Source organism: Prescottella defluvii, from assembly GCF_000738775.1.
Taxonomy (GTDB): domain Bacteria; phylum Actinomycetota; class Actinomycetes; order Mycobacteriales; family Mycobacteriaceae; genus Prescottella; species Prescottella defluvii.
Genome location: NZ_JPOC01000087.1, coordinates 1 through 8949, shown reverse-complemented (window position 1 = coordinate 8949; position 8949 = coordinate 1). Strand labels below are relative to the sequence as shown.

The following is an 8949-nucleotide window of genomic DNA, read 5'->3' as shown; positions in this document are numbered from 1 at the left end:
CGGGCGCCGCGAGCAGCGTGCGGAACAGGGCGCATCGCTCGTCCAACTCGTCGACGGTGCCGATGTCGACGATGCGGCCGCCGTCGAGGACCGCGACCCGGTCCGCGAGGGTCAGCGTGGAACGGCGGTGCGCGAGGATCAGCGTCGTCCGGCGCCGATCGTCGCGCAGTGCGTCGAAGATGACGGCCTCGGTGTTCGCGTCCACCGCCGAGGTCGCGTCGTCCAGGATCAGGACCCGGGGATCGACGAGCAGGGCACGGGCCAGCGCGACCCGCTGGCGTTGCCCGCCGGACAGCGTCAGCCCGCGTTCGCCGACGACGGTGTCGTAGCCGTCGGTCAGCGCCGTGATGAACTCGTCGGCCTGCGCCAGTTTCGCGGCGGCGCGGATCTCCTCGGAGCTGGCGTCCGGCCGGCCGAGCGCGATGTTGGCGGCGACGGTGTCGGAGAACAGGAACGGCTCGTCGAACACCAGTCCGACCGCCTCACGGAGTTGCTCGGCTCGCAGCGTGGACACGTCGAACTCGCGGCCGTCGCTGGTGAGCGACACCGTTCCGGCGCTCGGGGTGTAGAAGCGCGGCAGCAGCAGCGACAGCGCGGTCTTGCCGGCGCCCGCCGGACCGACGACGGCCACCGACTCGCCGGGCGCGATCGACAGGTCGAGACTCGACAGCACCCGCCGGCCGTCCTCGAAGCCGAACTCGACGTCGCGCAGTGCCACGCCGAGGGGACCGTCGGGAAGGTCGACGGGGTGCGGGGGATCGGCGACGTCGGGTTCGGTGTCGATCACCTCGTAGACCCGTTCGACGGCGGCGCGGGACAGCTGCGCCATGATCACGACCTGCGACAGCGTCCGGGTCGCGCTCGTCATCATCGCGACGTACGCCGCGAAGGCCAGGAACGTGCCGACGGTGATGGTGCCGTGCAGTGCGAGCCAGCCGCCGAGTGCGACGACACCGACGAGACCGAGCTGGGGCAGTGCGGCCATCGACGGGGCGAACCGCGCGTTGACCCGCGCCGCCCGCATGCGTTCGGCGTACAGCGTGCGACCGAGATCCTCGAGCTGGTCGACCGCCCGCTCCTCCTGCCCGAATCCCTTGACCACCCGGACGCCGGTGACGGTCTCCTCGACGTGCTGGGCGAGGTCGGCGGCCCGCTGCTGCGCCGACCAGGTGGCGGCGAACAGCACCGGCCGCACCAGGTAGACGACCAACGCCACCGCGGGAACCACGACGAGGGCGACCAGCGTCAACAGGGGCGACAGCCACGCCATGATCCCCAGCGCGAGGACGAACTGCAGCACCACCCCCGCCGACATCGGCACCATCGCCAGCAGACCCTGCACCAACTGGAGGTCGGTGATCGAGCGGGACACCACCTGGCCGGTCCGGATCTGGTCCTGACCGCGGCCGTCGAGGCGCTGCAGCGACCCGAGCAACCCGAGTCGCAGGTCGTGTTGCACGTCGAGGGAGAGCCGGCCGGCGAGCATCCGGCGGCCGTACTGGCAGCCGAACCGGACGACGGCGAGGGCCGCGATCAGGCCCGCGACGGCGGCGATGACGTCGGTGGCGGTCGATGCGCCGGCGGAGGCCGCGTCGAGCGCGACCTTCGTCAGGAGCGGGAAGGCGATGTCGATGATCGCCGCCACCACCGTCACGGTCAGCGCCCCGACCGCGGTCCGGCGGTGATTCCAGCACTCGGCTCCGAGCCGTCGTATCCAGCCGCGGTGCCCGCCGGACACCGATGTCGCGTCGTGTGTAGCCATCGCGATCAACGGTAGTCCGGCCCGGTGACGGACCCGATGACAGGCCGGACCGGGCCCGGTGTCGGCGGTGTCAGACGATGTCGCGCGAGCGGGTCACCCACCAGCCGAGCCCGCACGACGCGACAGCCCACAGGGACAGCACCAGCAACGACAGCGGCGAGCCGGGGAGGCCGTCGAGTTCGACGTCGTCGACGGCACCGACGAAGGCGGTCACGGTGACCGAGCCCGGAAGCCACTGCGCGACGGCGTCGGCGCCGAGCCCGGCCAGGATCAGGCGCACGATGCCCTCGCCCGCGACGTACCAGACCACGAGCCCGACGGCGCTGCCGATCGACGACCCCGTCGCGAGGGCCAGACCGGCGCCGATCAGCGCCCACAGCGTCGACGCGACCAGACCGATCACCAGTACGCCGGCGATCGTGCCGTCGATCGTGAAGTCGTCGGACAGCGCGAGCAGCAGTGGCACGCTCACGGCCTCGATGACGAGGCAGTAGAGGAGGCCGACCGCGGCCGTGACCGCGAGTTTCGCGGCCAGGACGCTGTCGCGGCCCCGGGCGGTGAGGAAGGTCGTGGTGAGGGTGTTGTGGCGATACTCGGTGCCGGCGTTGACGGCCCCGAACAACGCGGAGAACAGGAACACCAGTCCCAGCGCGACGAACAGTCCGATCGCTGCGGCGGCCGCGTTCGATTCCCGCGAGGCGGACTCGTGGATGAGCCCGTCGAGTATCGGGACGCTGATCGCGCTCGCCATCACGCCGACCAGGAGCGGCACGAGCCCCAGCGCCCACCAGAACCTGAGCGAGGTGATCTTGCGGAGTTCTGCCGTGAGCAGGCGTGCGGTCACCGTCCACCTCCGTCGGTCGGGCCGAACCACGGCCGGGGCGGCACGGGTCCGGGTGGCGCGCCGTAGCCGTGACCGGGTGCCGCGTACTGGCCGGACGTCATCGCCAGGAACACCTGCTCGAGGTCGACGTTCTCGGTGGCGGCGCCGAACACCGTCACCCCGACGTCCGCGGCGGTCCGCCCCACGGTGGCGGGGTCGGATCCGCAGATCGCGATCCGCCCGTCGGCGAGGTGCTGGGTGTCGATGATTCCGGCGGCGGCGAGGGCGGTCGCGAGACGGACCGGGTCGGAGCAGGCGACGAGCAGTCGAGCCCGGTGGGCGCTCCGCAAGTGATCCATGCTGCCCTGGAAGACCAGCGACCCGCGGCTGACGACCACCAGGTGATCGACCATCTGCTCGACCTCACGCAACTGGTGGCTCGACACCAGCACGGTGCGACCGGTGCGGGCGAAGGCGACCAGGAAGTCGCGCAGCCAGGCGATGCCTTCGGGGTCGAGCCCGTTGGAGGGCTCGTCGAGCACGAGGATCTGCGGATCGCCGAGCAGGGCGGTCGCGAGGGTCAGCCGCTGGCGCATGCCCAGGGAGAAGGTGCCGGCCCTGCGACCGGCCACGTCGGCAAGACCCACGAGGTGCAGTACGTACCGGGCTCGATCGTCCGGCACTCCGATCGCGGAGCAGTACATCCGGAGATGGTCGAGCGCGGTGCGCTGGGGGTGCAGTCCGCGGGAGTCGAGGACCGCCCCGACGGCCCGAGCGGGATCGGGGATCGCGCCGAACGGCAGTCCCAGGATCGTCGAACTGCCGGCGGTCGGGCGCACGAGCCCGAGCAACATCCGCAGGGTCGTGGTCTTTCCGGCCCCGTTGGGCCCGAGGAACCCGGTGATCGAGCCACGCTGCACCGTGAAGCTCAGGTCGGTCACGGCGCGGACGGCCTGGAACTGTTTGGACAGTCCCCGCACCTCGATGGCCGGTCCGGGTGGACCGAACTGCATGGCTGAACTCACGAATCCCCCTCGCGCCGACCGGAGCCGATCGAATTCCTGAGAGGGTACCGGCCGGTCTGCACTGCACGCCCGGCGTTGGTGGCGCCGGGCGTGCAGGTCTGCAGGGTGTGCTGCGGGGGACTACTTGTTCAGGAGGGCCTCCATCTGGGCGATCTCCGCCTGCTGGCTGGCGACGATCTCCTGGGCCAGATCGCGCACCTCCTGGCTCTCACCGGCCTGGAGGATCTGCTCGGAGCTGGTGACCGCGCCCTGGTGGTGCTCGATCATCAGCTCGAGCCACATGCGGTCGAACTCGGGCCCGGTCGCGTTCTCCAGGGCCTGCATCTGCTCGGCCGTCATCATCCCCTCATGACCGCCCTCCATGCCGGGCATGCTCTCCGTGCCGGGCATCGACGTCATCGGTCCCGAGGTGCCGTGGCCCATTCCGTCGTGGTCCGTGCCGTCGGGGCCGGTCATCTCCCCGGGCGTCTCCATGGCGCTCGGTTCGGGTACACCCCAGGCCTTCAGCCAGCCCTCCATCTGCTCGATCTCGGGGGCCTGAGCCTTCTCGATCTGCGCGGCCAGTGCGACGACGTCCGGATTTCCGCTCCGGCTGGGCACCATCTCGGCCATCTCCACGGCCTGCTGGTGGTGCGGGATCATCATCTGGACGTAGGCGACATCGGCTTCGTTGTGCGCGCCGCCCTGTTCGTCGGTGCCCGACGCGCTCGCCGATGTGGTCGTGGCGGTGCCGGTGGTCGAGGTGCCGGTGTCGGAGCCGTTGTCGGAACAGCCGACGACGAGGGTGACGGCGGCTGCCGCTGCACCGATTCCGACGAGCATGCGCTTGGTGGTCGTGAGGTGGTTCTTCATGTGGCTTTCCTTACGGGTGTGCACTCTTGTGCGAGATCAGGGACCGGACTGCAGCCGGAACGACGGGGTCGCGCCGCAGTGGCCCTGTCACACCCGCAGGATGCACAGAGACGAGAGGAAGACCGAGGTCGACGGCGCGAAGGGCGGTCCGCGTCCGGCACGGCCCGCCGGGCCGGACGCACGGCGGGGGCGGACGCGCTGCTCCCGGGCGGTCCGCAGCAACAGCCACACCGCGAGGGCGAGTGTGGCGGCGAGCAGGACGGCCAGGCACATGTGGAAGCTGTCGTGGTCGGGCGGGTGGATCGGAGGGTCGGCAGGCATCTCCGGACCGGCGCCGGCCTGGTGGCCGACCGTGTGATGCGCAGAATCCGAGCCTGGCGCGGCCGATGCGAGGGGAGTGGTGGTGACGTGGTGCATCGCCAGGACGCCGAAGACGAGCGCGCACAGTGCTGCCAGTCGAGCGAACGACACTCGAGCCTGGTCACGCATGACTACAACTGTACCGATCGGCTCGGCCGGCTCATCGGTCCAGAAAGGGCTCACCGGTCCAGAAAGGGGAGGACCTCCGCGAGGAACTCGCTGGGACAGTCCAGTTGTGGACAGTGCCCGCAATTCGGGATGACCGCGACGCGCCGGTCGGCGGTCCGGGTGATCCGGCCGGCGGCGCGGGCCGGGGTGAGCAGGTCGTTCGCGCCCCACAGCAGGAGGGCGGGGACGGTCAGTTCGTGCACCATCGTCGCGACGGGCATCTCCGCGATCTCCCGGATGACGACCCGTCCGATCGCGAGTAGGGCGGCTACCTGTTCCTTGGTGGCGTAGTGCCGGGTGTAGCCGGCCCGCACCTGGGCATCGGCCCGCCGCGGATGGCGCAGGGCGGCGCCGGCGTACAGCACCCCGATCATCTGCTGCAGGTACCGGTCGGGCAGTGGGCCGGTCAGCAGCCGTGTCACGCGGTCCACCCCGAGCCGGGCGCCGCGGGTCCACGAGCGTGGAATCCCGGCGACGCCCGGCATGTCCGCGAGGACGACGTCGGTCACCAGGTCGGGGCGCGCGGAGGCGAAGGCGAGGGCGGTCACCGCGCCGAGCGAGTTGCCGATCACGCTCACCGGTCCGGTGCGGTCGCCGACCACTCCGGCGAGGGCGTCGACGTAGCCGTCGATCAGCGGTTCGGACCACGATCCGGCACTGAGACCGAAGCCCGGCAGATCGACGACGAGGACCCGGAAGCGCTCGCCGAGCGTCGGCACCACCTTCTGCCACGTGCCGCCGTGATCGGAGTAGCCGTGGAGCAGCATCACCGTGCGCTCGCCCGATCCGGACGCGAGGACGTGGGGTGCGTCGGGGGATGCGGGGAACACGGCGCCGCCTTTCGTCGGAGCGGATTCGCGGTCAGGACCCCATGCGGTGGGTGTCGTCCGGCATCGGGGGAACCACCTGCAGTCGGGTCTGGCCGTCCAGCGTGCCGAGTCGGTCCGGCCAGTGGGCGGGCGCCGGTCCGAAAACCTGACGGGCGTTGTCGACGACACCGCGACCGATCGCACGGTTTCCGGCGCCGCCGATCACCGCGCCGACGCCGGCGGGGAGCAGTTTGCCGAGGATCAGGGCGCTGCGCTTGGCCGCGTACTTGGTGACGAACTTGCGGACCAGTGAGCTGTTCATCGCCCGCATCGTGCTCGCCGGAATCCGCCCGCTGACCAGGCGTGCCCAGTTGGTCGCCGTCACGCCGGTCGCGCGCTCGACGATCTGCATGCCCGATTCGCCCAGCGCGACCGCCAGCACGAGAGTGCGGCGCTGCTGGTGATCTTGCGGGGAGACGCCGTGCACCGCGGCGATCGCGAGGGTCAGCAGCGCCGACGCCTCGAGGAAGAACGCGGTCTCGGCCCCCACCGCCGCGATCGAGGTCACGGTTCCGATGGCCGGCACCGCCGCGGCCGCCCCGACGGCGCTGCCGCTGCCGGTGACGGCGGTCAGGAACATCTTCTCGATCCGCGCGACGATCTGCGCCGGGCTCTCGTCGGGATGAGCCCGGCGGACCCGTTCGACGTACCTGGCGACGGCCGGTGCCTGCAGCCGGCCCGCATTGTCGAGGATGGAGACGATGGTGGACTCCATCCGCCCCTGCTTCTCGCCCGTCATCAGCCCTCACTTCGCTATCCGGCGGTCGGTTGTCCGTCCCGCGATTCCGCCTCCCAGTAGATCAGGGCCTCTGCGCGCTCGCCCAGTGCGACAGCGGCACAACTTCTTCCGGTCGGGGCGGGTGCGGTGCGGTGCCGCTGCCGAACGGGTGGCCGCCGAGCGCTTCGCGGCCGTGCGGTTCCAGCCAGTGCCACAGCTCGGGGCCCTTCGGCACGATCTGCGTCGGGTTGATGTCCTTGTGGACGATGTAATAGTGCTGCTTGATGTGGGTGAAGTCGATCGTGTCCCCGAAACCGGGGGTCTGGAACAGGTCCCGCGCGTAGTTCCACAGCACCGGCATCTCCGACAGCTTGCTTCGATTGCACTTGAAGTGTCCGTGGTAGACCGCGTCGAATCGGGCGAGGGTGGTGAACAGGCGGACATCGGCTTCGGTGATGGTGTCGCCCACCAGGAACCGCTGGGTCGACAGGCGTTCGGTCAACCAGTCCAGACGCTCGAACAGTCGTTCGTACGCACTGTCGTACGCGTCCTGCGAGCCGGCGAAGCCGCAGCGGTAGACGCCGTTGTTGACGTCCCGGAACACCAGTTCGGACACCTCGTCGATCTCGCCGCGAAGATCCTCCGGATAGAGGTCGGGGGCGCCGTCTCGATGGAACTCCTTCCACTCGGTGGACAGGTCCAGCGTCATCTGCGGGAAGTCGTTGGTGACGACCTGTCCGGTCTCGATCTCGACGATCGCCGGGACCGTGATCCCGCGGGGGTATCCGGGGAAGCGGGCGAAGTACGCGTCCTGCAGTCGCGGGATCTTCAGCACCGGGTCCACCCCGCCGGGATCGAGGTCGAACGTCCAGCTGCGCTCGTCGTGGGTCGGGCCGCAGATGCCCATGGACAGAACGCCTTCCAGTCCCAGCAGGCGTCGGACGATGATCGACCGGTTGGCCCACGGGCAGGCGCGGGCGACGATCAGGCGGTACCGGCCCGGCTCGACCGGATAGCCGTCACGGCCGTCGGCGGTGATCCGTGTCGTGATGTAGTGCGTGTCGCGGGTGAATTCCTTGCCCGCTTCCACGAAATCGGCTCCGACGTCCTCGGCGCCAGTCCTGTTCTCCGTGCTCTCGCTCATCGCGTGTCTGCTCCGTGTCTCGGCCTCGCCGCTGCCGTGTCACCCCTGCTTCACACGGTACTGGGAGCCACCACGATCGACACGAAGGTTCCGAGTTCCTCGTAGCCGAGTGCGGACGCCAGCCGGCGGGATGCGACGTTGTCGCGGTGGGCGCGCCACTGGGGGATCAGTCCGGCGTCGAGGGCGTCGTTGGTGGCGAGCAGCGTCGCGGTCGCACCGAATCCGCGCCGACGGGCGGAGGGTGCCGTCAGGGCGCCCATGTCCGCGACGATGCCCTGCCACTCGGCGTAGGCGGCCGCGGCCAGTGGGTGGTGCGCGTCGTCGACGACGGTGAACCAGGTGCCCTTCTCGGCGAGGCCGGCCTCGGCGACGTCATCGGGCGGGCAGAGGTTCTGCAGCTCGACGACGTGTGCCAGGTCGTGCGAGACCAGTGGTTCCTCGACCGCCGTGGCCGTTCCGAAGTCGGCGGCCCAGGCGAGTTCGGTGGGTCCGCCGCTGCGGCCCGCGTGGTCCTTCGCGAGCGCCGAGAACGCGCCGGGGCGGGCGAGGTCGTCGTCGGACCAGTCCTGCGCGCGTTCGGTGGCCCACGCCGGGCCGACGAGCGCACTCGCACCGGCGATCCTCACGAACCGGATCCGGTTCGCGGTCTCGTCGACCCTGACGTGGCGGGTTCCCGGGGTGTCGAGGGCGCGGTCGGGGAGGCCGAGTTCCCGAGACCAGGCGAGGCGGATGATGTCGATCTGATGCGCGTCCACGCGCACAACGGTAGTGCCGCCGCGGGGCGTACCGTCGAAGCTGCAGGGAGCGCGAGGGAGCGTGACGGTTGATGGCGACCACCGTCCGGAGCAAGGTCGGCAATCTGCCGTCTGCGCTGACGACGTTCATCGGACGTCGGCGCGAGCTCGCGGCGGCCAAGCGATTGCTCTCCTCGGCGCGGCTGGTGACGTTGACGGGAATCGGGGGCGTCGGCAAGACGCGGCTCGCGCTGCGGGTCGCGGAGGACGTGCGGAGCGACTTCGCGGACGGTGTGTGGTTCGTGGAGCTCGCGGAACTGCACGACCCGGAGCTGGTGCCGGACACGGTCGCCGCGGTCTTCGGGCTGCACGACCAGGCGGCCAGCTCTCCGCTGGACCTGCTCGTCGAGCACCTCGCCGACCGGGATGCGTTGCTGCTCCTGGACAACTGCGAGCATCTGGTGGCCGCGGCGGCCAAGCTGACGTCTGCTGCT

Annotated in this window: 10 protein-coding genes; 1 reads left to right on the top strand and 9 read right to left on the bottom strand. The window is 70.5% G+C overall.

The genetic code is table 11. From position 1 onward, the window contains the following. The 9 genes from IJ15_RS0123305 to IJ15_RS0123265 all read right to left on the bottom strand — a co-directional run. Window positions 1-1762 (bottom strand): ABC transporter ATP-binding protein (locus tag IJ15_RS0123305; RefSeq protein WP_156112207.1); only part of this gene is annotated, 1762 nt, incomplete at its 3' end. A 70-nt stretch (window positions 1763-1832) separates the two neighbouring features. Continuing rightward, window positions 1833-2606: an ABC transporter permease gene (locus IJ15_RS0123300; protein ID WP_031940732.1), complete on the bottom strand. Its 774-nt coding sequence runs from the start codon at window positions 2604-2606 to the stop codon at window positions 1833-1835. Further along, the gene (locus tag IJ15_RS0123295; RefSeq protein ID WP_031940731.1) at window positions 2603-3598 is read right to left on the bottom strand and encodes an ABC transporter ATP-binding protein; all 996 of its coding nucleotides are present in this window, start codon (window positions 3596-3598) and stop codon (window positions 2603-2605) included. Before IJ15_RS0123295 ends, IJ15_RS0123300 begins: the two co-directional genes overlap by 4 nt. A 132-nt stretch (window positions 3599-3730) precedes the next feature. After that, complete coding sequence (locus tag IJ15_RS0123290) at window positions 3731-4462, bottom strand: DUF305 domain-containing protein (RefSeq protein WP_031940730.1); 732 nt, start codon at window positions 4460-4462, stop codon at window positions 3731-3733. Between the two features lie 87 nt (window positions 4463-4549). Beyond that, complete coding sequence (locus tag IJ15_RS25365) at window positions 4550-4951, bottom strand: DUF6153 family protein (protein ID WP_156112206.1); 402 nt, start codon at window positions 4949-4951, stop codon at window positions 4550-4552. 50 nt (window positions 4952-5001) lie between these two features. After that, window positions 5002-5820, bottom strand: a complete 819-nt coding sequence (locus IJ15_RS0123280; protein WP_231569640.1) for an alpha/beta fold hydrolase — start codon at window positions 5818-5820, stop codon at window positions 5002-5004. Between the two features lie 31 nt (window positions 5821-5851). Continuing rightward, window positions 5852-6574 (bottom strand): hypothetical protein, encoded by a 723-nt coding sequence (locus tag IJ15_RS0123275; protein ID WP_031940727.1) that lies wholly within the window; start codon window positions 6572-6574, stop codon window positions 5852-5854. Window positions 6575-6659: 85 nt separating this feature from the next. Further along, window positions 6660-7721: a glutathione S-transferase family protein gene (locus IJ15_RS0123270; RefSeq protein ID WP_031940726.1), complete on the bottom strand. Its 1062-nt coding sequence runs from the start codon at window positions 7719-7721 to the stop codon at window positions 6660-6662. A 50-nt stretch (window positions 7722-7771) separates the two neighbouring features. Beyond that, on the bottom strand, window positions 7772-8476 hold the full coding sequence (locus IJ15_RS0123265) for a GNAT family N-acetyltransferase (protein WP_031940725.1): 705 nt from the start codon (window positions 8474-8476) through the stop codon (window positions 7772-7774). Between the two features lie 71 nt (window positions 8477-8547). Here IJ15_RS0123265 and IJ15_RS0123260 point away from each other — a divergent pair. After that, window positions 8548-8949 (top strand): AAA family ATPase (locus IJ15_RS0123260; RefSeq protein ID WP_231569639.1); only part of this gene is annotated, 402 nt, incomplete at its 3' end.